At 36.1% G+C, this 26,709-nt stretch carries 22 protein-coding genes; 14 read left to right on the top strand and 8 right to left on the bottom strand.

The genetic code is table 11. The features are described 5' to 3' along the window. Positions 1-82: 82 nt before the first annotated feature. Positions 83-1,243: a 4-hydroxyphenylpyruvate dioxygenase gene (hppD, locus tag AC1B0Z_RS09830; RefSeq protein WP_483791797.1), complete on the top strand. Its 1,161-nt coding sequence runs from the start codon at positions 83-85 to the stop codon at positions 1,241-1,243. A 70-nt stretch (positions 1,244-1,313) separates the two neighbouring features. Here the strand turns inward: hppD and AC1B0Z_RS09825 are convergent, their stop codons facing one another. After that, positions 1,314-1,835: a hypothetical protein gene (locus tag AC1B0Z_RS09825; RefSeq protein WP_483791796.1), complete on the bottom strand. Its 522-nt coding sequence runs from the start codon at positions 1,833-1,835 to the stop codon at positions 1,314-1,316. Between the two features lie 336 nt (positions 1,836-2,171). On the opposite strand from AC1B0Z_RS09825, the gene AC1B0Z_RS09820 reads away from it, so the two are divergent. The 9 genes from AC1B0Z_RS09820 (at position 2,172) to AC1B0Z_RS09780 (ending at position 14,582) form a co-directional block, all read left to right on the top strand. After that, positions 2,172-2,954, top strand: coding sequence for a DUF3108 domain-containing protein (locus AC1B0Z_RS09820; RefSeq protein ID WP_483795287.1), 783 nt, complete (start codon positions 2,172-2,174; stop codon positions 2,952-2,954). Beyond that, a complete protein-coding gene (locus AC1B0Z_RS09815; protein ID WP_483791795.1) occupies positions 2,954-3,883 on the top strand; it encodes a tryptophan 2,3-dioxygenase family protein in 930 nt (309 codons plus the stop codon). The genes AC1B0Z_RS09820 and AC1B0Z_RS09815 overlap by 1 nt, the downstream gene beginning before the upstream one ends. After that, on the top strand, positions 3,841-5,157 hold the full coding sequence (locus AC1B0Z_RS09810; RefSeq protein ID WP_483791794.1) for a peptidoglycan DD-metalloendopeptidase family protein: 1,317 nt from the start codon (positions 3,841-3,843) through the stop codon (positions 5,155-5,157). Before AC1B0Z_RS09815 ends, AC1B0Z_RS09810 begins: the two co-directional genes overlap by 43 nt. A gap of 1 nt (position 5,158) precedes the next feature. Next, positions 5,159-6,778 (top strand): glucose-6-phosphate isomerase, encoded by a 1,620-nt coding sequence (gene pgi, locus AC1B0Z_RS09805; protein WP_483791793.1) that lies wholly within the window; start codon positions 5,159-5,161, stop codon positions 6,776-6,778. A gap of 163 nt (positions 6,779-6,941) precedes the next feature. Then, complete coding sequence (locus AC1B0Z_RS09800) at positions 6,942-9,548, top strand: TonB-dependent receptor (RefSeq protein WP_483791792.1); 2,607 nt, start codon at positions 6,942-6,944, stop codon at positions 9,546-9,548. A 12-nt stretch (positions 9,549-9,560) separates the two neighbouring features. After that, complete coding sequence (locus AC1B0Z_RS09795; protein WP_483791791.1) at positions 9,561-11,231, top strand: hypothetical protein; 1,671 nt, start codon at positions 9,561-9,563, stop codon at positions 11,229-11,231. A gap of 66 nt (positions 11,232-11,297) precedes the next feature. Further along, positions 11,298-12,908 carry an Ig-like domain-containing protein gene (locus tag AC1B0Z_RS09790; RefSeq protein ID WP_483791790.1) on the top strand — a complete coding sequence of 537 codons (1,611 nt, stop codon included), beginning with the start codon at positions 11,298-11,300 and terminating at the stop codon, positions 12,906-12,908. A gap of 96 nt (positions 12,909-13,004) precedes the next feature. Beyond that, the gene (locus tag AC1B0Z_RS09785; protein WP_483791789.1) at positions 13,005-13,445 is read left to right on the top strand and encodes a hypothetical protein; all 441 of its coding nucleotides are present in this window, start codon (positions 13,005-13,007) and stop codon (positions 13,443-13,445) included. Between the two features lie 153 nt (positions 13,446-13,598). Beyond that, positions 13,599-14,582, top strand: coding sequence for an integrase core domain-containing protein (locus AC1B0Z_RS09780; protein WP_483791788.1), 984 nt, complete (start codon positions 13,599-13,601; stop codon positions 14,580-14,582). Between the two features lie 156 nt (positions 14,583-14,738). Here the strand turns inward: AC1B0Z_RS09780 and AC1B0Z_RS09775 are convergent, their stop codons facing one another. Then, positions 14,739-15,788 carry an endonuclease/exonuclease/phosphatase family protein gene (locus AC1B0Z_RS09775; protein WP_483791787.1) on the bottom strand — a complete coding sequence of 350 codons (1,050 nt, stop codon included), beginning with the start codon at positions 15,786-15,788 and terminating at the stop codon, positions 14,739-14,741. A gap of 116 nt (positions 15,789-15,904) precedes the next feature. Between AC1B0Z_RS09775 and AC1B0Z_RS09770 the strand changes: the two genes are divergently transcribed. From AC1B0Z_RS09770 to AC1B0Z_RS09760, 3 genes are all read left to right on the top strand, one after another. After that, complete coding sequence (locus tag AC1B0Z_RS09770) at positions 15,905-18,706, top strand: carboxypeptidase-like regulatory domain-containing protein (RefSeq protein WP_483791786.1); 2,802 nt, start codon at positions 15,905-15,907, stop codon at positions 18,704-18,706. A gap of 113 nt (positions 18,707-18,819) precedes the next feature. Then, a complete protein-coding gene (locus tag AC1B0Z_RS09765) occupies positions 18,820-20,247 on the top strand; it encodes a DUF5689 domain-containing protein (RefSeq protein WP_483791785.1) in 1,428 nt (475 codons plus the stop codon). A gap of 45 nt (positions 20,248-20,292) precedes the next feature. Beyond that, positions 20,293-20,670 (top strand): hypothetical protein, encoded by a 378-nt coding sequence (locus tag AC1B0Z_RS09760; RefSeq protein WP_483791784.1) that lies wholly within the window; start codon positions 20,293-20,295, stop codon positions 20,668-20,670. Here AC1B0Z_RS09760 and AC1B0Z_RS09755 read toward each other — a convergent pair whose 3' ends face one another. Then, positions 20,671-21,639 (bottom strand): endonuclease/exonuclease/phosphatase family protein, encoded by a 969-nt coding sequence (locus tag AC1B0Z_RS09755; protein WP_483791783.1) that lies wholly within the window; start codon positions 21,637-21,639, stop codon positions 20,671-20,673. A 213-nt stretch (positions 21,640-21,852) separates the two neighbouring features. Between AC1B0Z_RS09755 and hflX the strand changes: the two genes are divergently transcribed. After that, the gene (hflX, locus tag AC1B0Z_RS09750; protein ID WP_483791782.1) at positions 21,853-23,052 is read left to right on the top strand and encodes a GTPase HflX; all 1,200 of its coding nucleotides are present in this window, start codon (positions 21,853-21,855) and stop codon (positions 23,050-23,052) included. Between the two features lie 302 nt (positions 23,053-23,354). Here hflX and AC1B0Z_RS09745 read toward each other — a convergent pair whose 3' ends face one another. From AC1B0Z_RS09745 to AC1B0Z_RS09725, 5 genes are all read right to left on the bottom strand, one after another. Then, entirely contained in the window at positions 23,355-24,281 is a 927-nt protein-coding gene (locus tag AC1B0Z_RS09745) for a DUF3078 domain-containing protein (RefSeq protein ID WP_483791781.1), read from the bottom strand. A 116-nt stretch (positions 24,282-24,397) separates the two neighbouring features. Further along, positions 24,398-24,907, bottom strand: coding sequence for a DUF2480 family protein (locus tag AC1B0Z_RS09740; RefSeq protein WP_483791780.1), 510 nt, complete (start codon positions 24,905-24,907; stop codon positions 24,398-24,400). Positions 24,908-24,972: 65 nt separating this feature from the next. After that, entirely contained in the window at positions 24,973-25,299 is a 327-nt protein-coding gene (locus AC1B0Z_RS09735; RefSeq protein WP_130964352.1) for an SUF system Fe-S cluster assembly protein, read from the bottom strand. 1 nt (position 25,300) lies between these two features. Next, complete coding sequence (locus AC1B0Z_RS09730; protein WP_130964353.1) at positions 25,301-25,723, bottom strand: SufE family protein; 423 nt, start codon at positions 25,721-25,723, stop codon at positions 25,301-25,303. 38 nt (positions 25,724-25,761) lie between these two features. Then, a complete protein-coding gene (locus tag AC1B0Z_RS09725) occupies positions 25,762-26,556 on the bottom strand; it encodes an META domain-containing protein (protein ID WP_483791779.1) in 795 nt (264 codons plus the stop codon). Positions 26,557-26,709 lie beyond the last annotated feature (153 nt).

The raw sequence follows: 26,709 nt of genomic DNA, 5'->3' as shown, positions 1-26,709 counted from the left end.
TTAAAAAAATAAATTAACAAACTCCGTTAAGTCCGTTTTGGAGTTCCCTCCCTTTGGGAGGGCTAGGGTGGGCTTCGTTATTATGAGCAAAGACATAAAATCAGTAAACTACGGTTTAGAAAAAATATTTGAAGGGGCGCAGGATTTCTTGCCACTTCTTGGAACAGACTACGTGGAATTCTACGTGGGCAACGCAAAACAAGCAGCACATTTTTATAAAACTGCCTTTGGATTTCAATCCTATGCGTATAAAGGTTTGGAAACAGGGTCAAGAGACCAAGTGAGTTATGTGTTAAAGCAAGATAAAATTAGATTGGTGCTCACCACACCATTAAATAGTAAATCACCAATTAACGAACACATCGTAAAACATGGCGATGGTGTAAAAGTTATAGCGCTTTGGGTAGAAGATGCTAGAAAAGCCTACGAAGAAACCACTAGTAGAGGTGCAAAATCTTACATGCAACCTACAGTGGAAACAGATGAAGAAGGTGAAGTGGTCCGTGCTGGAATTTACACATACGGCGAAACGGTGCATATGTTTGTGGAACGTAAAAACTATAATGGAGCCTTTATGCCTGGGTTTGTAAAATGGGAGTCAGATTATAACCCAGAACCCGTTGGGTTAAAATACATAGATCACATGGTAGGTAATGTAGGTTGGGGGCAAATGAATACGTGGGTAAAATGGTACGAAGATGTGATGGGGTTTGAAAACTTCTTATCGTTTGATGATAAGCAAATACATACCGAATATTCAGCACTAATGAGTAAAGTGATGAGCAACGGTAACGGGCGTATAAAATTCCCGATAAACGAACCTGCTGAGGGTAAAAAGAAATCTCAAATTGAGGAATATTTAGATTTTTATGAAGGTGCAGGCGTGCAGCACATCGCAGTAGCTACAGACGATATCATAACCACAGTTTCTAAATTAAGAAGTAGAGGTGTGGAGTTTTTATCCATTCCGCCAGATGAGTATTATAGAGCAGTACCTGGACGTTTGGAAGAATTTAGCCATGAATTACGAGAATACATCGAAACTTTAAAAAGTTTAGGTATCATGATAGATGCTGATGAGGAAGGCTACTTACTGCAAATTTTCACCAAACCGGTTGAAGACAGGCCAACCTTGTTTTTTGAAATTATTCAGCGTATGGGGGCAAGGGGTTTTGGTGCGGGTAACTTTAAGGCACTTTTTGAATCTATTGAAAGAGAGCAGGCTAAAAGAGGTACTTTGTAAAATAAACAAAACGGCACGATATTATGACTAATTTCCATCGTGCCGTTTTCAACAAACTAACTCAAACTAATTATAAAAATCTATACCCAATGCCTATCATAAGAAAATTTACTTTAGAGCTTACATCGGCACTTCCATTGTAATAATCATTAAGTTGCACATTGTATTTGGCTTGTGCGTAAATTTTTTCAGTAATATCATAGCTACCTCCAAAACCAAGGAAAATCCCCAAGGTTTGGTAGCCATTGGCCACATCTTCTAAAATTACGTTTAATGTTGGGCCAAATAGTACACTAAATTCTTCAGTAGCTTGGTAGTTGCCTAATGCGCCTATGTATATGGCATCTCCTTCAGCATTTAGCGCCAAAGCTATTTCGGGTTGTAAATTAATTTTATCTGCTAGGTTTATTTCACTTTGAGCGCCAAAATAAAAACCGTTACTCTTAAAGTCTAAATCGCGTTTTTCCTCGTCTACCTTAAAAATGGAGTTTATGTTGAGGTATCCAGCGGTAGCTGATAAATTAAAGTCTTGCGCGAAGGTTGTAATGGATACAAATAGTAGTAGACAAATTGTTAATGTGTGTCGTCTCATAAGTTTTGGTTTTAATTAATTACACTAGTACATCGAACCAAAGCAAAAATGTGAGCATGTTGGTGTAAAAAGAGACGTTTGCGGATATGTGCGTTAGGGATTGCAGAGGAAAGCCCACAGCCCGACGCAGGAGGTGCGAGGACTTGAAACGGAAAGCCCGACCCGCAGGGGAACGCCCTAGAAAATAATAGACAAGTGGTATTCTAACATAACTATAACACTTGTGAACCGCGGGTTTTGGATAAAATTTCTATTTTTGGAATAGTAATTGTAATTTCTTACGTAAAAACAATAAAATGTGCTTGAAGAAGTTACATTATAATTACCCAAATAATGATGAAAAAGGTACTACTTATAATAATTGCTTTTGGAGCTATGCAAGTATTAGTTGCACAGCAGGAATCCGCTTTTGGAGATGGCGAATGGTTTAAGTTTAAAATGAGCTATAGCGGTTTTTTAAAGGCAGGAAATGCTACACTTACGGTTAAGGATTCTAAAATTGGAGAGAAAGACGTGTACCATGTTGTTGGTAAAGGCTGGACAACAGGTATGATAAAATGGTTTTTTAAGGTGAAGGATAGATATGAAAGCTATTTTGACAAAGAAACCATTATGCCATATAAATTTGTGCGCAACATTGATGAGGGTGGGCATACAAAAGATATTGAGATAGATTTTGATCACGAGAACCAAAAGGCCCATGTAAACAACAAGAAGCATAAAACAAAAAAGGTAATTGATACCAAACCGAATATCCAGGATATGGTATCGACGTATTATTATCTAAGAAACAGCATTGATATTAGCACACTGAAAATTGGCGATGAGTTTAAGGTAGACATGTTTTTTGATGAGGAAAATTATGGTTTTAAGTTGCAGTATTTAGGAGAAGAAGTTATTGATACAGATTTTGGCGATGTACGGTGTTTAAAATTTAGACCTTATGTAATGGCGGGCCGCGTTTTTAAGGAGGAAGAAAGTTTAACGCTGTGGGTTTCAAAAGACAAAAATAAATTACCTTTGCGTATTAAGGCAGATTTGGCTGTGGGATCGCTAAGAGCAGACCTGGAAGCCTTTAAGGGGCTTAAACATCCTTTTCAAATAGTTGTTAATAATTGATGAATCCAGACTCTTACATAACCAACCAGCTTAAAAAAAAATACGAGTCTATAGACCAAGATTTAGATGTTCATTTAGAAGGCTTACTACATAGTAAGCCCATAAGTTATTGGGACTACATACAAACAGATGTATTATTAAATCTTCAAAAACCTAGAACTGATTTTCCGGACGAAATGGTGTTTATCATGTATCATCAAATTAGCGAATTGCTATTTAAGATGATACTTTCTGAGATTAGACAGGTTGCCGAAAATGATATTGATGATTTGGACACTAAAATCTTTACGGAGAAAATAATGCGAATTAGTCGGTACTTTGATGTGTTAACCTCATCTTTTAGTATTATGAAAGATGGGATGGATGTGGATCAATACAACCAATTTAGAACTACGCTTACGCCTGCAAGTGGTTTTCAAAGTGCGCAATATAGAAAGGTGGAGTTTGCCTCAACCGAGTTGATCAATTTGATAGATAAACGATTTAGAGCTACTATTGATAGAAATTCGTCTTATGAAAATGCTTTTGAGTATTTGTATTGGCAAGCTGCAGGTAAGGATTTTGGAACTGGTAAAAAAACATATACTTTGACTGCTTTTGAGGAGCGCTACAAAGTCGAATTTATTACCTTCACAAAGTTTTATCACAAGAATAATTTGTGGAGTAAGTTTAAGGAGTTGCCAAAGGCATCACAAGAAGATAAAAGTTTAATAGAAGCCATGAGACATTACGATTACACAGTGAATGTAAAATGGGTAATGGCGCATTATAATACAGCAAATCATTATTTAAATATTGGGGGCAAAACAGTTGAAGCTACCGGCGGTAGTGAATGGGTAAAGTATATGCACCCAAAATATCAAAAACGAATATTTTTTCCAGATTTATGGACTGCAAAAGAAATAGAAGATTGGGGAACAAATATTTAATACTTTTTTTATTAGCAATCCTGATTTTTGGATGCAAAGACGATCCCGATCCTAAAATTACGGAAGAAGAGGTGGCTATTGTAGAGGAACCCGAACCTGTTATGGAATTTGGGTTTAATATGGACGATTATATCGTGAAGCGAGATACTATTAAAAATGGTGATACCTTCGGAATTATACTTGAGCGCCATAATGTAGGTTATCCAAAAATTTTCAATATTGCTAAAAAAGCAAAGGATACTTTTGATATTAGAAGAAGTTTGCAAGTAGGTAAGCCTTACACACTGCTATGTGCCAAGGATTCTTTGGAAACGGCGACTTGTTTTATTTATCAGCCGAATTTGGAAGATTATGTGGTTATAAATTTTAAAGATTCTATTCAAGCTTACAGAAGTAGAAAACCTATTAAATATGTTGAAAGGGTGGCTACAGGGGTTATTGAGGACAATATATCGTTAACTTTGGAAGAACAAGGATTAAGTCCGCGGTTAGCCTATAAAATGGCTGATGAGATTTATGCATGGACTATTGATTTTAGAAGATTACAAAAAGGTGATAGGTTTAAAGTAATTTACACCGACAAATATATTGACGATACGATTTATACAGGTGTTGATCGAGTAAAAGCTGCATATTTTGAGCATAACCATGAACCGTTTTATGCCTTTGAATTTATGACGGATACTACAAAGGGTATCGTAGATTACTTTAATGAAGAAGCCAAAAACTTGAGAAGAGCCTTTTTAAAGGCTCCCGTGAAGTTTAGTAGAATTTCATCACGATATAATTTGAGACGGCGCATAGCAGTTTACGGATACCGTGTTAGAGCACATAAAGGCACCGATTTTGCAGCACCAATTGGCACACCAATTATGGCAACGGCTAATGGAACAGTTACAAAATCCGAACGCAGAGGCGGCAATGGCAATTATGTGAAGATTAGACACAATGCTACTTACGAAACGCAATATTTGCATATGAGCAAGCGTCTTGTAAAAGTAGGACAGTTTGTGAAACAAGGAGATGTCATCGGAAAAGTTGGAATGACGGGAAATACTGGTGGCCCACATGTTTGTTATCGCTTTTGGAAAAATGGCAAACAGGTAGATCCGTTTAAACAGAAACTACCAGAAGCTAAACCTATTTCAGATTCTTTAAAAATAAAGTATTTAGAGTTTATTCAACCGATAAAATACAAGCTAGACAATATAATTTTTAAACCGCAAATTACAGAAGAGCAACCTCAAACTGTAATTTACCAATCAAATTCATAACATGGCACTACCAACTGTAAACCCAACTAAGACCCCTTCGTGGAAGAAATTAGAACATCATTTTGCTGAGACTCAATATATAAAAATGAAAGATTTGTTTGCTAAGGATGGTGACAGGGCAAATAAATTTACTATAAAATGGGACGATTTTTATGTTGACGTTTCAAAAAACAGAATTACCGAAGAAACGTTTAAATATCTATTGGAATTGGCCGATGATGTGAAGCTTAAGGAAGCGATTGAAAGTCAATTTTCAGGGGAAATTATAAACCAAACTGAAGGGAGAGCTGTATTACACACGGCCTTAAGAGCTCGAGAATCTGCAGTTGTAAAAGTTGATGGTAAAAATGTAATACCTGAAGTTTATAAGGTGAAGCAAAAAATAGAAGCTTTTACTGATGAAGTTGTAAATGGAAAAAGAAAAGGCTATACAGGTAAACCATTTACCCATGTAGTGAATATAGGTATTGGCGGTTCAGATTTAGGGCCTGCGATGGTAGTAGATGCATTACAGTTTTACAAAAACCATTTAACAACCTATTTTGTAAGTAATGTGGATGGGGATCATGTAAATGAAGTGATCAAGAAGCTAAACCCTGAAACGACACTTTTTGTTATAGTTTCAAAAACGTTTACAACACAGGAAACAATTTCAAATGCTAATACTATAAAATCGTGGTTTTTAGAATCTGCCAGTGAAGCAGATATAGCAAAACACTTTGTAGCGGTGTCAACAAATTTAGATGCGGTATCTAGTTTTGGAATAGATAGCAACAATATTTTCCCAATGTGGGACTGGGTTGGTGGACGTTTCTCATTGTGGAGTGCCGTTGGGTTGTCCATAAGTCTAGCTGTTGGTTACGATAATTATGCAAACCTTTTAAAAGGCGCTAACAAAATGGATGAGCATTTTAAAAGTGAAGATTTCGATAAGAATATCCCAGTTGTTTTGGGGTTAATAAGTATCTGGTACAATAACTTTTTTGAGGCTGAAAGTGAGGCAGTTATTCCTTATTCTCAGTATTTGAATCAGTTTGCCACCTATCTACAGCAAGGTATTATGGAAAGTAATGGGAAAAGCGTTGATAGAAATGGCAACCCAATTGATTATCAAACAGGGACATTGATATGGGGAGAGCCAGGAACAAACTCCCAACATGCCTTTTTTCAATTGATACATCAAGGCACCAAATTGATTCCCGCAGATTTTATTGGGTTTGTAAAATCGCTTCATGGAAATCAGGATCATCATGATAAACTCACATCAAATTTTTTAGCGCAGACAGAAGCACTTCTAAATGGGAAGACAGACGCAGAAGTTATTGCGGAAGGTACAAAGGAACCCATTAAACCTTTTAAAATTTTTGAAGGCAATAAACCTACAAATACCATATTCATTAATAAGTTAACACCTGAAAGTTTGGGTAAACTTATTGCCATGTACGAGCATAAAATATTTGTACAAGGTGTAATCTGGAATATTTTTAGCTATGACCAATTTGGTGTAGAACTTGGAAAGCAACTGGCAAGCAAAATATTAAAAGAATTTAGTGGAGAAGCACAAAATAAACATGATAGCTCAACTTTAAATCTTTTAAACTATTATCGGCAAAACTCTTAAATCATTGTAAAATTGTTAATAAAACCACTGATATTGTGAATATCGGTGGTTTTTTGTTAATAACAACTGTTAAATTTCTTAACATTTGATTAATGTTTATCTTCTAATTATCAGTATTTTTGCCTCGACTAATTTCAAATTATTAAATAATTTTTCAAAAATTATGAAAAAAACGACTAATTTACTGATTATGGTAATAGTTTCGTTATTTACGACTGTTGCTATAGCTCAAAGTACTATAACGGGTACTGTTGTGGAAGCTGGAACCAATTTGCCGCTTCCTGGTGCTAATGTTATTGAAAAAGGTACTTCAAACGGAGTTACTACAGATTTTGATGGTAATTTTTCAATTACCACACAATCAAACTCTGGTGAAATTGTAATATCATACATTGGTTACAATTCTAAAACAATTTCTTTTTCTGGTAATGCTGCCTTAGGGAAAGTTGAAATGGCATCTAGCCAAGTAGGTCTTGAAGAAATTCAAATTATCGCATCGGTTGCGGTAGACAGAAAGACACCGGTTGCGGTATCTACAGTAAAAGCTGCGGATATTGAATTAAAGTTGGGAACGCAAGAATTTCCAGAAGTTTTAAAGTCCACACCTGGGGTTTATGTTACAAAAGCGGGTGGTGGATTTGGTGACGGACAAATTAGATTAAGAGGTTTTGGTTCTGTCAATGTTGCGGTAATGATTAACGGTATTCCAATAAACGATATGGAGAACGGTCGGGTTTTTTGGTCTAACTGGGCTGGACTTGGCGATGTAACCAGTCAAATGCAAGTACAAAGAGGTTTGGGTGCTGCAAAAATAGCAGTGCCATCAATTGGGGGTACCATTAATATTGTTACCAAAACTACTGATGTTGAGGAAGGCGGAAACGTAATTACATCAGTTGGTAATGATGGCTACAGTAAATATGGTTTAACATATTCTACAGGATTAATGGATAATGGTTTTGCTGCTACAGTTTCTGCAGCTGCTACACAAGGAGAAGGGTTTGCCGATGGTTTGCAGTTCTCAGGAGTGTCTTACTTTGTTAATGTTTCAAAAGAGTTTAATGACCAGCATAAATTGTCGTTTTCAGCATTTGGAGCTAAGCAGCAACACGGACAAAGACAAAACAGACATTTAATAGAAACTTATAGAAACAGCGAAAGAGGTAGAAAGTTCAATTCAGATTGGGGTTATAGAAATGGTCAGCTAACGTTTCAAGAGGATAACTTCTACCACAAACCGCAAATATCTTTAAACCATTACTGGAATTTAAACGACAGCAAAAACACATCCATAAACACATCAGCATATGTATCCTTTGGAACTGGAGGAGGTGGAGGCTTTAGGGGCGTTAATAAATTTAATTTTGACGAAACTGGAAGTAGCCCGTATAGAGATGGACTTTATGGTCCTATAAATTTTGATAGAATTGCAGACGAAAACGAAGCATTAGGAGCGTTAGGTTCTGAAACTATTTTAAGGGCTTCTAGAAATGATCATAATTGGTACGGTTTATTATCTAACCTAAAAACGAATTTGAATGACCAAATGGTATTGCAAGCTGGTTTAGATTTTAGATCTTATAAAGGAATTCACTTTCAAGAAGTTACAGATTTGTTGGGCGGGCAATTTTATTTAGATGACTCTGACGAAAATAGCCCTAATGCTATAAGAAGAGTGGGTGATAAGGTAAATTATGATAACGATGGTCATGTAGGATGGATTGGAGCATTTGGTCAGCTAGAATATGATGTAAATGAGCAGTTTAACACGTTTGTGGCTGCTGCAGTTTCAAATACATCTTACAGAAGGGTAGATAGATTTAATTACCTTAATTCAGATCCTTTGCAGGAAACAGATACATTCAATTTCTTAGGAGGAAGTATCAAAGGTGGTGCAAATTATAGAATTGATGGCAACCACAATGTATTTGCTAACTTAGGTTATTTTGAAAGAGCTGCAGATTTTGATGCTGTTTTTCTTAACTTTAGTAACGATAATATTAACGCCGACGCACCAAACCAAAAAATCACAAGTTATGAGTTAGGGTATGGGTATAGAAGCGAAAAATTAGCAGGAAATGTAAACCTATACAGAACATTGTGGCAAGATAGAACTGAGTTTGCAACCTTTCAACAGCCAGATGGAACATTAGCTACCGCCAATATTTTAGGAGTTAATGCCCTTCACCAAGGTATAGAGCTAGATTTTATGTATAAAGCAACAGAAAAGCTTACCGTTACAGGTATGGCATCTTTCGGTGATTGGACCTGGCGTGATAATGTAAGAGATGTAAGGATCTTTAACGAAGATCAGGAAGAAATAGACGACTCCCCTGTTAATCTTCATATAGCAGGCTTGAAAGTAGCAGATGCAGCACAAACAACGATGGCACTTGGTTTAGACTATAAATTTGGTTTAGATACCAGATTAGTTATAGATTATGTGTATAACGCAGATATTTGGGCAGATTTCGATCCTAGTGATAGAAGTTTATCGCCCGAATTAACAGAAGAAGAGATTAACGCGGTTTTTGCAACAGAAGCAGCACAACCTTGGAAGTTACCAAGTTTTGGTTTGTTTGATGTAGCAATGACACACGGATTTGATTTTGGTCCTTTTAATGCATCTATAACTGCAAGAGTAAATAATGTTTTTGATACACAATTTATTGCAGATGCTCAGGATGGAACAGGTTCTACAGCACAAGACGCTTTGGTTTGGATAGGCTTTGGTAGAACCTTTAGTTTTGGAGCAAAACTTAATTTTTAAAAAACTTTGAAAATGAAAAAAATAATTTATTTAATTACGTCAATCTTAGCTGTTACATTTGTTGGATGTAACCCTTTAGATGACATTAACGACGAAATTGATGCAAAGGCAACGCCTGGAGTTGATTTTATTTTGGCTGTAGAAGATTATACCTTAACCTCTGAGGACTATGAAGCGTACGAAGACGAGTTAAACGGCGAAGAGTTCTTTGGGTCTCAAGATCAAGCAGATTTGTTAATTCCAGATTTCCTAGCTCAGACATATCCTGTTTGGGGTGAAGGCTCTTTGGTAAATGTTACATATAATTTATTTGATGAAACTGTTACTGAGCCATTTACTACTTCTGAAACATTATCTAATATAGATGATATTGAAGATTATTTATCTGAGAATTATGAAACTGCAACTAATGGAACATTCGTAGAATTAACCTATAATGCTAGTGTATTATCTTACACATTTAATGATGACGATTTCGAAGCTCTAGAAAGGTTATTAGGTTCTAAATATCCTGATCAGACCTCGAGCGCAAGTAGATTTGGAAATTTTGACAGAAGATCTGATAGAGACGGATATTGGTCTGATGATATGATTCTTGAAGCTATTACTGCACTTTTGGCTTCAGAATACAATACCGGTCAAGTTGTGATCGTGTCTTTCGCTGTTTTTACGGGTAGTGGTGGAACTGAATCTTTTGTTGTACAACACAACGGTTATAATTTTTTAAAGTTAGATGTTAATGCAAGTGGTTCCAACGCCATTGAATATACATTGTCTAGAGACGATTATAATACTATATCTGCGGATCTTGCAGCTACTTACCCTAATCCAGCCGAAAATGTTGGACGCTTTGGAAGTTTTGATGTAAGGGTAGGTTCTAGTGATAATGCGTGGACAGATGCCATGATTTTGGAAGCACTAAATATAGTTTTACCAACTGCAATGGAAGGCGATGTTTATGCTGTGACTTATGCTGTTTTTAATGGGTCGGTGTCCACACAAACCATTACTTTATTATATACAGGAGGAGCATATGTGGAAAATGAAACTACTGTTGAAGTTTCTGCTGTTGTTGCTAAAAATGATGGCGATTGGGAATTTCCATATACATTTACAAGAGCAAATTTCGATTCTTTCGGATTTCGATTTCCAAACTTTAGTTCCAGTAATGTTTATATTCTGGATATATTTTTAGAAGATTTATTTCCTTTTGCACAGGCTGGGGATATAGCCATGGTTCAATATGATTTCTTTGCAGGAGGAGTTTCTACTAAATACGGCTCTAGTGTTTTTGATGGGGATAAATGGACATTAACCCCAGATGTTATAGAGACTTCTTTTCAGTATGGTTTTGAAGATGGCGCATGGGTGCCAGATAATACCATTGTTTATTCGCTACTAGGAGGCGATTATGATGCCATTGCTGCACAATTTGCCGATGTATATCCAGATCAGTCTTCTAGTATGGGGAACTTTGGAAACTACGATAGAAGGGAAGGAACTTCTGCTTATTGGTCGGATGCTATGGTCGTTGAATCTCTAGCTTTCTTATTGAATAGTATAGATCCATCTGCGCAAGATGGCCAGAAATACTCTGTTAGCTTCAACGTATGGATAGGTGCTCCAAGTACGGAAACCTTCAACCTTATTAAAGAAAATGGAGAGTGGGTTCAAAATAATTAATTTTGTACAAAAAATAAATATGACCCCTTGCAAAAGCAAGGGGTTTTTTGACTAAAGACTATTGCTATGAAAAATATTTATTTACTTCTATTGCTGATGTTGATTTCATGTGGAGGTGGTGATGATACCAATCCGCCCATAGAACCACCTTTAGCAGTTGATGATACAATTAGTACATCTGAAAACGTTCAAATAAGTATTGACGTTTTGGATAATGATACGCTTCGCAATAATGCTACTATAGATAACTTTGATGCTAGTACGTCTAATGGAGGTTCAGTTATTAAGGCCTCAAATAGACTAGTGTATACTCCAGCAGTTGATTTTAATGGGACAGATACTTTTACCTATACCATTTGTGATGGCCTAAGTACGCCAAATTGCTCTACCGCTACCGTTACGGTAACCGTAAACGATACTGGTGACCCTTTAGCTGTGGACGACTCATTTGAAGTAACAGAAAACACTGCCACAATTTTTGATTTAATTTTAGACAACGATACTGTAGTAGATGGTGCTAGAATTACTTCCATTGATGCTTCTTCAAGTTCTGGATCTGTAGCGTTAAATAATGATCAAACAATTGCTTATATGGCTATGAATGGTTTTTCTGGACAAGACACTTTCACCTATACATTGTGTGATAATGATCCGACATCAACATGTTCCACAGCAATAGTAACAGTTACTGTTTTGGATGAAGGTAATCCCGTAGCAGTAGACGATAATGTTACAGTTTTGAGAAACCAAATGATTACGATTTCAACACTTTTGGATAATGATACGATTATTGACGATGCTATTTTAACTTCAATTGATGATAGCATTTCACAAGGTTCTGTTGTCTTAAATTCCGATGGAACAATAACTTATAGTCCACCAACAGATTTTACAGGAGAAGATACATTTGTTTATGCTATTTGTGATGATGATACACCAAATACATGTACCTCTGCTACGGTTACTTTAGATATTCTCACTGCAATAAGCTTTAATATACCCACTGCATTACAAGATTATTATGAGGATGTTCTTTTCGTAGAAGATATGAATACAATGTTTGATGAAATAGAAGATGTTACGAAAACTAAACATACTACTATTTTGTCTTATGGACAACGCCATAACTACTTATATGATGCCGACGAGGATTTAAATAATTTTGATAATGTTATTTTGATGTATTCTGGAGAAAGTAGATATTGGGAAGAGTATAATTCAAATTCAAATTCATATTCACCTCAAACCTTTAATACGGAGCATATTTATCCAAGATCATTGTTGGTTGGGGGAGATATGAGTGAGGCCTTTTCAGATTTACATCATTTGAGAGCTTGTGACGCAACAATAAATAGTGATAGACTAAATTACCCTTTTGTTGATGGAAGTGGAACATATCAACTCATTGGTGAAACGTGGTTCCCTGGTGATCAATGGAAAGGAGATGTAGCTAGAATGATATTATACTTGAATGTGAGGTATGGCGAAACATTTGAGAAAGTTGGTTCTCTTGAACTGTTTTTAAAATGGAATAGGGAAGATCCAGTTTCTGATTTTGAGATACAACGAAACAACGTCATTTTTTCGGCACAAGGTAACCGGAATGCATTTATTGATAACCCTTATTTGGCAACACTTATTTGGGGTGGAGTAGCCGCAGAAAACAAATGGCAATAAGTAATATGCCATAGAAATAATTGGGCCGCTTCCTGAAAGGAAGCGGTTTTTTATGGATTAAAATCATTATTTTTGAACTTCTAAAAGTTAAGAACCATGTACGAAACTATACAAATATTACATTCCTATTGGGCATATTTAGTGCTTTTAATTTTAATTCTTGCAACAGGCAACGCGTTGTTTAAATCAATTACAGCCAAAGAGTACAGTGCCAAAGATTTCAGGATTTCGTTGTTTACTCTAATTGTTTCGCACATTCAACTACTCATAGGTTTAGTTTTATATTTTGTATCCCCGCGATTACAATTGTTTAGTGAATTAGGAATGGGAGGTGTTATGAAAGATGCTGTAAACAGATTGTACTTAGTAGAGCATCCAACAATTAATATCATTGCTGTAGCTTTGATAACTATAGGCTATTCTAAACATAAAAAGAAGTTAACATCTGCGCCTAAATTAAAGACCATTGCGATTTTCTATACCATAGCTTTAGTGTTATTCTTATCAAGAATTCCTTGGAGTACTTGGTTGGGGTAAGATTTTAATCTAATTTAATAGCTACGTAAATACGCATTTAAATTATTAATTGATTTTAATATTATTAAGTATCTTGAAATAGATAATGGTAGTCATTCCTGTAGAAGTCAACTAATTCGATGACAGAATTAACCAAGAGATTAATTTTGTTCCATGAGAAATAACAACGACGACCTAACCTTAAAACGCAATTACCTCCAGAAATACCAGTTTTTGATTAGTGAGTATGAACTGGTGAAGAACAAGTGCCATCCCAGGTATCGATATGTCAAGGATTTTCATGAGGCCAATGGCACTGATCGACGAAGCTTTTTAAAATATTACAATAGGTTCAAGCAAAGCGGAAAAGCAGAAGACCTGTTGCCCCAGAAGCGTGGGCCAAAGTGGAAGAGCAGAAGGCCTCTGCCCTTTATTGAGCAAAAAGTCATAGCGTTAAGAAAGCAGGGGAACAACAAATACGAGATTAGTTGTATTTTAAAGCCCCAATTAAGACAGTTTACCCCATCGCCATCTGGAGTATATAACATCACCAAGCGCTATGGGCTAAACAAGCTAACACCAAAGATGCAATCCAACAAACGACGTATCATAAAAGAAAAGGCTGGGGAACTGGCACACATAGACACACATTATCTCCCAAAAGGTATCGTAGCCAAAGAACCTAAAAAACGGTATTATCTGTACGGTATCATAGACTCGTGCACCCGTGTGGCATGGGTAGAACTTACAGAAGACCTAACCGCGTTAACAACCATGTTTGCGGGACTTAGAAGCTTCAATATCCTTTCTGAACATTACAATATAAAGTTCAGGGAGGCTCTTACGGACAATGGACCCGAATTCGGGCAGAAACAAAGTAAATCAAAGCATAACCACGCCTTTGAGCGGATGCTGTCCGAACTTGGGGTCAAACATAGATATATAAGACCCTATAGGCCACAGACCAACGGAAAAATTGAACGCTTTTGGAGAACCATTGAGGACGACCTAATAAGAGAGACATATTTCGAATCCAAAGAACATCTAAAAGAGGAAATATTACAATACCTTTACTATTATAACGAGGAAAGGCCTCACCAAAGTTTAAATGGTAAAGCTCCTAACAAGTTTAACAAAAATTGTCCTCGAATTAGTTAACCTTTACAATTCCGAACGAAGTATGAGGAGGAATCTCATTATTATGTGATTTCTCATTGCGTTCCCGTAGATGTCGCAACTGCTCTCTTGAAATGTCTATTAATTAAGAATTAGTATTTTAAACTTATTATTAATTAGTATTTATATAGATTCACGTTAATCCACTTCTTTAATCACATACATATAAACAGGAAAGTGATCGCTGTAGCCATTGCTAAAACCACTATTATTCCAACTTCTAAAAGGATAGCCTTTATATTTCCCATTAGCTTTAATTAAATAGTTTTTGTTAAAGATACCCGCTTTATAGTACCTGAAAGACGAATAATCGGTTTCAAGTAAAGGTTTTGATATGATAATTTGATCAAATAAGCTCCAATTATCGCGATATGCAGTTGTACCCAAACCATCACGAAAAAAGTTCTCATAAGGATTATACAACCCTTTAAAACCAACTTTTTTACGTTTTCTTTGTGTTTTCAAAGCTTCTTTTAAACTTGAGTTATTTGGATTATCATTCATGTCTCCCATGATAAATATTTTTGCGTAGGGATCTTGAGTTTGAAGCGAATCTAGAATACGCCTGTTCAGCTTTGCCGCAGCTACACGTTTAGGCCTACTTCTTGCTTCACCTCCGCGTCGTGAAGGCCAATGATTCACAATGATATGTACAACGTCATCTTCCAACTGACCACTTACTACCAGTTGATCTCTTGTCGTGATGCGTTTTCCATCTTGGTCATCATAAATTTTCAATTCATAAGTAGAGGTGTTAATTGGAGTAAACAGGCTTTTTTGATATAATAGCGCTACATCAATTCCTCTAGCATCAGGAGAATCATGATGTATAATACCATAGTCTTTTTCAACTAAAAGCGAGTCATTCACAATGTCTTCCAAAACACCTTTGTTTTCAACCTCACACACACCAAGAATTACAGGGGGATTTCTCGTAACATCTGTTCCGATATCTGAAATTACGCGAGCCATATTTCTTGTTTTTCGAAAATAGGCTTCCTCACGTTTCGTTTTTAATCCCATTATTGGACTGTACTCGTCAAACTTTAGGGGGTCATTTATAGTGTCGAATAAGTTTTCTAAATTGTAAAAGGCAATCGTATGTATTTTGAATTTTTTATCTTGAGCATTCAAGTTAATAATGACACTCATAAAAATAACAGATAAGGTAAGCTTAAAAAAATTCATTTTTAAAAAATTGTAATTTGGATAGTGCAAAACTCAAGCCAAAGTTAGTCTAATGATTTAAGTTTTTTAGAATCAATCTGTTACTTTTTGTTGTTATTGGTGTCTTAAAGGTAATTATGAATAAAATAACCCTCATTTTTTTATTCGGATGTTTTTCAATTTCCCTTTTTTCACAACAAACCGTTGTTAAAGGTAGTGTAAAGGATGCAGTATCATTTCAACCCATTTTGAATGTTACAGTTGAGTTGGAAGGTACGGAATTAGTGTTGCTTACCGATGTTAAAGGAGAATTTTATTTCAGTACGAATGTACCTTTAGGTGAACAGATTCTTAAAATTTCTAAGACAGGATATACTACCAAACGTTTTCCGATTATTATAAATGAAGGACAAACAGTTGATATTAGTGATATGTCTTTAGAGCGTGACTTATCGCAAAGTCAAGATTTATTTACCATAACACTTTCTGATGATGAGTTGGATAATGATGCTGTTGGAGCAGATAATATTACGGGATTATTATCATCCTCTCTCGATGTGTTTCAAAGGACAGCAGCATTTGAATTTAGTCAGTCGTTCTTCAGATTAAGAGGGTTAGATTCTGAAAATGGAAGTGTGCTTATAAACGGTATTCCAATGAACAAGTTATTCAATGGGCGCCCACAATGGAGCAATTGGGGCGGATTGAATGATGTGATGCGAAATCAAGAACTAACCACTGGTTTAGCACCATCTGATTATAATTTTGGCGGTATCTTAGGTACTACAAATATCAACGTAAGAGCATCTCGAGCAAGACAAGGTGGCCGCTTAACCTATTCGTCTTCAAATAGAAGTTATACTAATCGCTTAATGGCAACGTATGCTTCTGGATTACTAAAAAACAATTGGGCATATACCATTTCTCTTGGAAGACGCTGGGGAAATGAAGGCTATCAGGATGCCACAATATATGATGCAAATTCCTTTTTCTTATCTGTTGAAAAGAAATTGAATGATAAACATAGCTTAAGTTTTACGGGGATATATGCACCTAATCGTAGAGGGAAATCGTCACCAAATACACAGGAAGTTTTCGATTTAAAAGGTATAAGGTATAATGAATATTGGGGCTGGCAAGATGGGAAAAAACGAAATTCGCGGATTAAAGAAGTTGAGGAACCCGTTTTTATGCTAAATCATTATTGGGATTTGTTTTCAAAAACTAAACTAAACACTAACGTTGCATACCAATTTGGAAAACTAGGAAATAGCCGTTTAGATAATAATGGAACCGACTTGGTAAATGGTGTTCCGGAAGGTGGTGGTGCAAATCCCAGTCCAACATACTACCAAAAACTTCCAAGCTATTTTGAACGTAATTTTCCTGACGATTTACAGTTTGCGTATTTGGCGTTGCAAGAATTTCAGGATAATGGTCAAATAGACTGGAATACTTTATACGAAGCTAATATTTCGAATGCGCAAACAGGAGGAAATGCTAGATATGCGCTATACGAAGATCGCGTTGATGATACCCAGTTTACATTCAATTCTATTTTAAATTCTGAATTGAATGATAATGTAATTTTAAATGCAGGTTTGAGTGTGCAGACCTTAAAATCAGAGAATTTTGCTGAAGTTTTAGATTTGCTGGGTGCAGACACCTATTTGGATATCGATCAATTTGCTGAGGATGTCAATGAAGCGCAAAACGATTTACAAAACCCCAACCGACTGGTGGGCGAAGGCGACAGGTTCAAATACAATTACAATTTATTCGCAAATGTGATTAACGGGTTCGCACAGGCCCAATTTCGATATAATAAATTGGATTTTTACGCATCAGGAAGTGTTACAAGTACGCAATATCAAAGAGAAGGATTGTATCAAAACGGAGCATTTCCCGATAATTCTTTGGGTAAAGGTGAGAAATTGAATTTTATGGGTTTCGGAGCTAAAGGCGGAGTAACCTATAAAATTTCTGGTAAGCATTTATTGAATGTTAATGGAGGCTATATTACAAGAGCACCATCATTAAGAAACACCTTTTCCAATTCCAGAGAAAACCACAATGTGGTGCCGAATATCATCGAAGAAAAAATATTGACTACCGATGCAAGTTATGTGTTTCGTTCGCCAATTGTAAAGGCGAAACTAACAGGCTATTACACCAAAATTCAAGATGCGAATGAAATCTCCTTTTTCTTTGCAGATGGTATCGGCGGAGATAATGTGGCTTTTATTCAGGAGATTTTACAGGGGATTGATAAGCAACATATTGGAGGAGAGTTAGGTGTTGAGGCGCAAGTGACACCTACTATCAAGTTGAAAGGTGTAGCCTCTGTAGGACAGTTTACTTATGCAAACAACCCCAATTTGTTTTTAACCACCGAAGCCGATGACGAATCTGTTGCCGCTGGTTTTGTAGATGGGTTTAAAGATTTTGGAACGTCAAACTTAAAAGATTATAAAATTGCTGCGGGACCGCACCGAGCCTATTCTGTTGGATTTGAATATCGTGATCCTGATTTTTGGTGGTTTGGGGCAACAGCAAACTTTTTTACCAATACGTATATTGATATAAGCCCGTTAACGCGCTCATTGAATTTCACAACAGACTTTGATGGGAATGTATTTAGCGATTACGACGAAGCACTAGCCAGAGAATTATTGAGACAAGAACGTTTTGATGATTATATGGTGATAAATCTCGTGGGAGGAAAATCTTGGAAAATTGGGAGCAAGTATATTAGTGTTTTTGCCAGTGTGAATAACCTATTGGATGAGGTGTTTAAAACAGGTGGTTTTGAGCAAGGGCGAAATGCCAATTATAGAGAATTAAGAGACGATAAAGCCTTGGATAATCCCGTATTTGGTCCTAAATATTGGTATGGACGTGGCGCAACGTATTTTTTGAATGTGAATTATAGATTCTAAAAACAGCCCCACCTAACCTCCCCAAAGGGGAGGGATTTTTACTCTGGCGTAAATGTTCGTTTGAGTAAGTGTTCCCCTCCTTGGAGGGGTTAGGGGAGGCTAATTATAATGTTATGAAAAAAACGAATAACTTTTGGATTGTATTAGTGATACTAGTTGCTTCATCTTGTGTTCAAGACGACGATTTTGGAGTCCCAAATATTTCGAGTGAAGACCCTATTGTTCCTGCGGAAAAAATAACCACATTTAAGGCCATAAAATCACTTTACGAGCAAGCGGTGAATGGCGGAAATACCACAGTGATAATTGAAGATGATATTTACATTGAAGGTTATGTGGTATCCTCTGACAAGGGTGGTAACTTTTTTGAGGAGCTGATTATTCAGAACAAAACCGACGAAAGCAATCCGGATAGCGACCCACGGCTTGGGTTTAAAATAGATATCAACCAAAGTAGTTTGTCGGACACCTATCAGTTTGGGCAAAAAGTGTTTGTGAAAATGCAAGGATTAGCGGTTGGTGAAAGCAGTGGTGTGGTGACTATTGGTAAAGGCAGCGGTGTTGACGTACAGCAAATTCAACCTTCGGAATATCGAGATATTGTGTTACGAACCAATACGATTGCTGAAATTCAACCAAAAGTTGCTGAACCTCAAGAGTTGACTGCAGCCGATGAAAATACACTCATTCAATTAAACAATATGCAGTTAAACCGATTTGAATTAGGGGCAACCTTTGCGAGTGAATCATTTGATGAATTTGATGGGTTGCGGTTGCTAGAAAGTTGTGATTCTGGAGTGCAAATTATGATGCAAACCAGTACGTTTTCAGATTTTAAGTCTTTAATTGTACCGCAAGGTAATGGAAGTTTGGTTGGGATTTACAGTCGCGATTTTAGGGATGATTTTAATGTGATGTTGCTCAACAGTTCTTCAGATTTAACGTTTGAAAGTACCAATCGCTGTGATCCATTGGAGTTTTCTTGTGGGATAGCTTCAACTTTTGGAACCGAAAACCTATTTTTTGAAGATTTTGAGTCGCAACGCAATAACCGCCCCATCGAAGGTAATGGTTGGACCAATTACATTGAGGCTGGCTCTGAAGCTTGGGAAGCATGGTCCTCTACTTCTACAAATGCTTCTTTGGGACGTTCCTGTAGGTTTCAATCGGCAAGCTCTGGCGATATTAGCAATATTGGTTGGCTCATTACACCAGCAATAGATTTGGATGCCCAAGATGGCGAAACATTGCGTTTTAAAACTTCTAGTAGTCGCGCGGATAGTAGTTATATGGAAGTGTTTTTTGCCGATGATTGGGATGGCACCGAGGAAGGGGTTACAACAGCTACATGGCAAATCTTAACAGGTGCTTATGTAGTAAAGGATAGCGATTCCTTTGTGGAATGGTTGCCTTCAGGAAATGTAGATTTATCCTGCCTTTCGGGAACCATTCACATCGCTTTTAAATACACCGGTGGAGGTCAGGATAGTTTTGATGGTATTTATGAATTAGATGACGTTAGTGTAGATTTTGTGGAATAAGGCAGTCCAACTTTAGTTTTACCTTTGAGATCGTAAAAAATAGATATGACCATATTCGATATCCTCTTTATAAACATATTCCAACATTACAAGGCTAAAAAGAATAGAAAAGCCATTAAAGTTGCTACGTTTTATGTGTCATTCTTACAATGTAGTTTGCTATTGCTTTTAGGCGTTTTTTTTGCTGGGTTTTTTAGGCAGATGCATGTGAATACTATGTCATCATCTAAAGCATGGACTCTATTTGTTTTGCTAGTTGTAGCTGTTTTTTTTAAAAATTGGATGCAATACAGCGGAAAGAAAAGAAATCTACTTAATGCCAAAATGCTAAAAAAAAGAAAACAGACTTATAATATTGGAATACTGTGGTTGCTTCCTATTGTTATTTTATGTTTAACCTATATTCTGTTTCAAGCAATCTAATTATTTTTTCAAAATAGCATAAACCGGAAAATGATCGCTATACCCGCCTTTATATTTCTTGCCAACATAAGTTCTAAATGGCGCACCTTTAAATGGGCCTCTAAACTGTTTTAAAAAATCGGCATCAAAAATATTCGCTTTAAAAAATTCAAATTGGTCTTTTGAGCTTTTAAAGAAGTTGGTAGAAATCAAAATTTGGTCGAACATAAACCATTGGCGTTTGTGCTTTACGGTACCGCGGGTAAAGGAGCGCAAAGTTTCAAAAGGATTGAATAAACTGTGGTCTTCCACTAATCGTTTTAAACTTTCATTCTGCGGATTATCATTAAAGTCGCCCAACACCATAATTTTAGCATTTTCATCATTTTGTGTAATTGATGAGATGATTTCGCTCACTTTTTCAGAGGCGGCTAAACGTTTAAATTCTGTTTCTTTTTGTCCTTCACGTCTGGACGACCAGTGGTTTACGATGATATGAACGGGCTCACCATCTAAATTTCCACCAACAAGAAGAATTTCTCTTGTATAATCTGGCGAACCATCGTCATCCGTCAAAGGGATTGAAAACGTTTCGGTATGCATAGGTTTAAAAACATTGGTGTCATAAATCATCGCTACATCAATACCGCGTTCGTCCAAAGAATCAAAATGCACATAGTCATAATCTAAATCATCCAAATGTTTAGAATGCAAAAGATCTTCGAGCACTTTTGCGTTTTCAACTTCCGCTAACCCAACAATAGCTGGATGTTTTCCCGTTTCAAGCCGCCCAATATTGGAAATAGCGAAACCTATTTTCCGCAATTTATTTTTGTACCGCTTAGGTGTCCATCGTTTAACCGATTCTGGTAAAAAATCATTATCGTTGGTAAACCTACTATCTCGTAAATCAAATAAGTTTTCAATATTGTAAAATGCCACCGTTTGCATATCGTGGCGCACGGGAATGTCTTCGAAGTATTCTGTCATGGCTCAAAAGTACATGAATTTTTTCATTTGGAAATTAAGGAAAACCAAATGAAAAAATTATATGGACTAGCGAAGCGTTTCCTGAAGTGAAACTAAATTTTGTTCTTTTTATTTAGGACGAAATTTAGTTTTTACAGAAGAAAAATATAAAAATTAAAATGACTTCAATTATGTAACTTTGCGTCATAATATTTATAATAGTTGAAAGGATATATGGGACTAGAAAAGGCGGTTTTAATTGGGGTTATAACGAAAGAGCAAGATGAGATAAAGTCTAAAGAGTATTTGGATGAGCTGGAATTTTTGACTTTTACTGCGGGAGGATATGCCGTAAAACGGTTTACGCAAAAAATGGATATGCCTAATCCTAAAACGTTTATTGGGACGGGTAAGATGGAAGAGGTTAACCAATTTATTAAAGAAAACGATATTGATACTGCCATTTTTGACGATGAATTATCAGCAGCCCAAGAGCGAAATATTAGTAAAATTCTAAACGTAAAAGTATTAGATAGAACTAATTTGATACTAGATATTTTTGCGCAACGCGCCCAAACCAGTTATGCACGAACGCAAGTAGAATTAGCGCAGTGTGAATATCTGTTACCTCGATTAAAAGGAATGTGGACACACCTTGAGCGCCAAAAAGGTGGTATTGGAATGCGCGGTCCAGGTGAAACCGAAATTGAAACAGATAGACGTATTGTACGTGATAAAATAGCACTTCTAAAAGCCAAAATAAAAACAATTGACAAACAAATGGCTGTGCAACGCGGTAACCGCGGAAAAATGGTGCGCGTAGCACTTGTGGGCTACACCAATGTTGGAAAGTCTACCTTGATGAACGTTATTAGCAAAAGTGAAGTTTTTGCTGAAAATAAGCTATTTGCCACCTTAGATACCACCGTTAGAAAGGTCGTAATTCAAAACCTACCATTTTTATTGAGCGATACCGTTGGGTTTATACGTAAACTGCCTACACAATTGGTAGATAGTTTTAAAAGCACATTAGATGAGGTTCGTGAAGCCGATTTACTATTGCACGTCGTAGATATTTCTCATCCTAATTTTGAAGAGCATATAGCGTCTGTAAATAAAATTTTAGGTGAAATTAAAAGTAGCCATAAACCAACAATCATGGTGTTTAATAAGATTGATGCATACGAAGCAGAACCTTTAGACGAAGATGAGTTGGAAACCGAAAAAACGAAAAAGCACTATACACTTGAAGAGTGGAAAAGCACTTGGATGAGTAAGATTGGTAATAACGCACTTTTCATTTCTGCAATCAATAAAAGTAATTTAGAAGATTTTAAAAAACGTGTTTACGATGAGGTTCGCGAAATCCATATCACGCGTTTTCCATACAATCATTTCTTGTATCCCGATTACAATTACGAGGATATGAAATAGAATAATTTGGGCGCCTGCCTACCCGCGGTGTTGCAGGCAGGTTACCCGAATGCTCAAATCGTTAGTCGATTGATATAAACGTCCTCGGGTCGGGCTTTACTCATTGGTTAACATTTAAAATTAAAGTATTCGTGAATGTAAACATTTCGGCGGTCGTTCTCTACGAGGAGCTTCAACAAATGCATTGGTTGTTGAGGTACTCGAAGCACAATCCCTAGCGCAAAAAAAGTGCGTCCTTTTTTTAGGACGCACTCTTTTTAACATTAAATTTTGGAGAGCTAAAAAAGCCCTTTATAATATCATTAAAAATTATAGCTTAAACCAATAGTCCAATATGTTTGTAAATCGTTATCAACGCTCTCAAAGGTCTCACTTGCGTTACCTAAAATATTTCTAGAATAGTTTAAAGCCTCCTGTTTGTTGCTTCTTAAACCAAAATCAAAACCAACACCAATCATTTTCCAAAGGGTGTAGGCGAAAGAGTTTGTCCAAGTCCAGTTAGATAAGTCTCCAGACTTATAACTTTGGAAAGCAGAAAGGTTAGTTTTAAAAGCAACAGCACCAATTTGGCGTGTATAGTCTGCAACTATTTTAGCACCAAGTGATGATTCAAAAATGGTATCATCTTCAGCAAAAACAAAGTTGTAGTTTAATGGGTGTACTACTACTACCAAGTTTTCAACTGGTGTCCATGTAGCACCAATACCAAGGTCTAGATATCCCGGATCATTAAAGTTGTTTAAAATTGTTGTTCTGTATTCTAGTAAAGCCGAAGCTGCTATATTTTTAGCAATATTTCTACCATATAGAGATGACAGATTAAAAACATCAGTTGTAGGTTCAAAGCTGTCACTATCCGTATTAATATCTTTGTTATCTAACTTTACCCAGTTTAAGTTGGCGGTTAAAGCATTTCTCCAAAAGAAATCTTCTTGAATTAAGTTGGCGAAACCATTTAAAGTAAAGCCGATATTTCCAGAAGAGTTGTTAGGCGCTCCCTGAGCATACCAATTATTGAAATTAGATAAGCTACCGCCAATTACACCAAAAGCACCTTTTCTCCATCCCGGTAAGGCATCAAGTTTAGCTTGAATTGCTGCCACCTCTGCTGTAGCCTCATCAGCTTCAGCTTGCTTTTCAGCTTTTTGTTTTTCTAATTCTTCTTTTGTTTGTGCTTGAAAAGCAGAAACACTAATTAATAAAATTGCGAAAAATAATAGTTTTTTCATCGTCGTTAGTTTTAAAAATGTTGGCAAATATAAGTTAATTTTTAACAAATGTTAATTTAAATTAAGGTCTTTAATCTATTAACTACCTTTATGACACTTGCTAAGTGAAGAAGTCACTACTTTTTCTTTTTATAAAGAGGAACAGACGAGCATGCCTCACCATACATAATAGATCTAGCCACTGGTTTTAACTTGTTGCTCAGCATTATATAAGCATTTTGTGGCACGGGTTTATTGGAGCAGCCTTTGACAATAATAGGTTTGCCTTCATATTCAGAAACATCTAAATCTTTAAGGACTTCTTGATAAATAGAGGTTTCTAATTGTTCTAAATCTCCTACGAGTATCTTTTTAGCATAAGGCTCTAAATAGATGCTTAATAGCATGTAAGCCCAACCTGGGACAATAGCATCTGTACTGCAAGTAAGTGCTATATATTGATCCTTAAATTGTGCCCAGTTATACTCAGAGGCCTGTTGTCTAAAGTCTTTTTCGCGCAATACAAAACCTTCAAATAACCAATCTTTAATATCGAATAATACACGCTTGCCATCAGGATAAAAATCCTCAAGGTCAATAGTAACTAATTTGCTGTTCGCTACGCGATTTATGATGTCGTCTGCCATGGTGAAAGTTTAAAGTTTCAAGTAGAAAGTTACTGAAATACTGTTACTGTTTACTGCCAACTGAATTAAAGCATTCCTAATTCCAACTTCGCCTCTTCACTCATCAAATCTTGTGTCCAAGGCGGATCAAAAGTGATTTCAACTTCAGCATCATTTACGTCGTTTAAGGACTTTACTTTTTCCTCAACTTCTAATGGTAACGTTTCTGCTACAGGGCAATTAGGCGTTGTCAAGGTCATTAAGATTTTTACATCATAATCTTCGTTAACAAATACGTCATAAATTAATCCTAATTCATAAATGTCTACTGGAATTTCGGGGTCGTAAATTGTTTTTAAAACATTTACTATTTTTTCGCCTAATTCGGCTGTATCTATTGTTGTTTCGCTCATTTTAATTCAATTGTGTTTGGTATGCTATGGCATACATTTTTAATTGCTTCACCATACTTACTAATCCATTAGCCCGTGTTGGTGATAAATGTTCTTTCAATCCGATTTTATCAATAAAACTAGTATCTGCATCAATGATATCTTTTGGATGCTGATTGGAAAACACTCTGATTAAAATGGCAATAATACCTTTAGTGATTATAGCATCACTATCGGCTGTAAACGCTACTTTATCGTCATTCATTTCGGCGTGTACCCAAACCTTACTTTGGCACCCTTTTATGATGTTGTTATCGGTTTTGTATTGGTCGTCAATTAAGGGTAAATCTTTCCCCAAATCAATCATATATTGGTAACGCTCTTCCCAATCTTCAAACATTGAGAATTCGTCTATAATTTCGTTTTGAATGTCTTCAATACTCATACGTTCAATTTTATACAAAAATACAACAAGAAATGTTGCTATTCAATGTTTTTGGTTGATGATAAGATTTCTTTAACTATGGCTGCTATTTCCTTGGGTGGATTACCATGATCAAAAGGTACAGATTCATAGGTGTTTCCGTTTGAATTTATCTTAAGATGAGCTAATAGAGCACCATCAAACTGAAACTTTTTACTAGGAGCTTCTAGATTTGGAATGTTTTCGATATCTAAATCATCACAGAGCTTTGTCAAGTTGTTCCAATAATTTGCATCACAAGCAATCTTTAAAGATTTTGATTTTCTTTTTTTAGAAAAACTAATAGTGTCTTTATCTATTTTGATATGCTTGTAAGAACCTCGCGAAACGGCAGTATACTCGAAGCTTAGTGTGCTTTTCTCAGGAATTTTTATTGCTGAAAGCAATGGTTTCTTTTTGTTAAAAAGTGAAAATCCATTTTCCGAAAAAAACACATTATCTGCTTTCGCAAAAACCTTTAAAAGTTTGTTTTCAATATTATTTTTATCTTCAGAGCATAAGATTCTAGTAGTTCCTAATGGACTAAACTTTAGTGAATTTTCATTTAAGGTATATGAGCCAAAAAAGCGATTGCAGCCTGAAAACCCAGAGACTTTTTTAGTGCTACCGTCAAATGATATGCTAAGTTTAAAAGAAGATACGTCTTCTTGGTTTAAGTTGGTAATGTTATATATGCCGTTAAGTTGTTTCAAAATTGTATCACTGTTTTGTAAATCTTGCATTAACTGATATTCTGTTGGTCCCCAACAGCAGCGCAATACAACCATGCTAATAAAAAGTAGCATTGTTTTCATGGTATTTTAATTTAAGGTTGAATCTACAAAAAAGACGCCAAAGTATAAACGAATTTTGATTTTCTTCCTTGGATAGTCACACCTCCCTTAATCCCTCCTTACTAGAAGGGAAACTGTTGCATTTTAGTTTCCCCTCTATGAAGAGGGGAGTAA

Source organism: Hyunsoonleella sp. J2K-J805, from assembly GCF_057167125.1.
The sequence above is the reverse complement of the archived record's forward strand: the minus strand, read 5'-3'. Positions and strand labels throughout refer to the sequence as shown.

Coding starts and splice junctions, on each gene's coding strand:
- hppD (WP_483791797.1), top strand. CDS start 83: ATGAGCAAAGACATAAAATCAGTAAACTACGGTTTAGAAAAAATATTT.
- AC1B0Z_RS09825 (WP_483791796.1), bottom strand. CDS start 1,835: ATGAGACGACACACATTAACAATTTGTCTACTACTATTTGTATCCATT.
- AC1B0Z_RS09820 (WP_483795287.1), top strand. CDS start 2,172: ATGAAAAAGGTACTACTTATAATAATTGCTTTTGGAGCTATGCAAGTA.
- AC1B0Z_RS09815 (WP_483791795.1), top strand. CDS start 2,954: ATGAATCCAGACTCTTACATAACCAACCAGCTTAAAAAAAAATACGAG.
- AC1B0Z_RS09810 (WP_483791794.1), top strand. CDS start 3,841: ATGGACTGCAAAAGAAATAGAAGATTGGGGAACAAATATTTAATACTT.
- pgi (WP_483791793.1), top strand. CDS start 5,159: ATGGCACTACCAACTGTAAACCCAACTAAGACCCCTTCGTGGAAGAAA.
- AC1B0Z_RS09800 (WP_483791792.1), top strand. CDS start 6,942: ATGAAAAAAACGACTAATTTACTGATTATGGTAATAGTTTCGTTATTT.
- AC1B0Z_RS09795 (WP_483791791.1), top strand. CDS start 9,561: ATGAAAAAAATAATTTATTTAATTACGTCAATCTTAGCTGTTACATTT.
- AC1B0Z_RS09790 (WP_483791790.1), top strand. CDS start 11,298: ATGAAAAATATTTATTTACTTCTATTGCTGATGTTGATTTCATGTGGA.
- AC1B0Z_RS09785 (WP_483791789.1), top strand. CDS start 13,005: ATGTACGAAACTATACAAATATTACATTCCTATTGGGCATATTTAGTG.
- AC1B0Z_RS09780 (WP_483791788.1), top strand. CDS start 13,599: ATGAGAAATAACAACGACGACCTAACCTTAAAACGCAATTACCTCCAG.
- AC1B0Z_RS09775 (WP_483791787.1), bottom strand. CDS start 15,788: ATGAATTTTTTTAAGCTTACCTTATCTGTTATTTTTATGAGTGTCATT.
- AC1B0Z_RS09770 (WP_483791786.1), top strand. CDS start 15,905: ATGAATAAAATAACCCTCATTTTTTTATTCGGATGTTTTTCAATTTCC.
- AC1B0Z_RS09765 (WP_483791785.1), top strand. CDS start 18,820: ATGAAAAAAACGAATAACTTTTGGATTGTATTAGTGATACTAGTTGCT.
- AC1B0Z_RS09760 (WP_483791784.1), top strand. CDS start 20,293: ATGACCATATTCGATATCCTCTTTATAAACATATTCCAACATTACAAG.
- AC1B0Z_RS09755 (WP_483791783.1), bottom strand. CDS start 21,639: ATGACAGAATACTTCGAAGACATTCCCGTGCGCCACGATATGCAAACG.
- hflX (WP_483791782.1), top strand. CDS start 21,853: ATGGGACTAGAAAAGGCGGTTTTAATTGGGGTTATAACGAAAGAGCAA.
- AC1B0Z_RS09745 (WP_483791781.1), bottom strand. CDS start 24,281: ATGAAAAAACTATTATTTTTCGCAATTTTATTAATTAGTGTTTCTGCT.
- AC1B0Z_RS09740 (WP_483791780.1), bottom strand. CDS start 24,907: ATGGCAGACGACATCATAAATCGCGTAGCGAACAGCAAATTAGTTACT.
- AC1B0Z_RS09735 (WP_130964352.1), bottom strand. CDS start 25,299: ATGAGCGAAACAACAATAGATACAGCCGAATTAGGCGAAAAAATAGTA.
- AC1B0Z_RS09730 (WP_130964353.1), bottom strand. CDS start 25,723: ATGAGTATTGAAGACATTCAAAACGAAATTATAGACGAATTCTCAATG.
- AC1B0Z_RS09725 (WP_483791779.1), bottom strand. CDS start 26,556: ATGAAAACAATGCTACTTTTTATTAGCATGGTTGTATTGCGCTGCTGT.